1 pseudogene is annotated in these 309 nt (G+C 62.5%); it reads left to right on the top strand.

Annotated elements, in window-relative coordinates:
• Window positions 1–24: 24 nt before the first annotated feature.
• Window positions 25–309, top strand: a pseudogene (locus EIP75_RS23985) (ParB/RepB/Spo0J family partition protein); the annotation flags it as partial.

Raw genomic sequence — 309 nt, 5'->3', positions numbered from 1 at the left:
GCGCCGTTGCTGGAACGTCTGGCCGTGGAGAAACTCAACAAGAAGGCCAAGCAGGTGCGTGCCGAAGGCTGGAAATGGGTGGATGTGCGGGTGCGCTATGACCGTGACGAGTACACCGGCCACACCGAGTTGCGCAAAGTCCGGCGCGAACCCACAGAGCAAGAGGCCACTGCGCTGGCGGAACTGGACGCTGCGATGCTGGCAGTGCAACAACGCCTGGAGGTGCTGGACGACATAGACGGCGATGACGCCGACCAGGATGACGGCGCGGCATACCAGGAGCTTGAAAGCGAGCAAGCAGCCTTGCAA

This window comes from Aquabacterium soli (genome assembly GCF_003933735.1).
Lineage (GTDB): Bacteria > Pseudomonadota > Gammaproteobacteria > Burkholderiales > Burkholderiaceae_C > Aquabacterium > Aquabacterium soli.
Note: the sequence above shows the minus strand (reverse complement) of the source record. Positions and strands in the feature narration are given on the sequence as shown.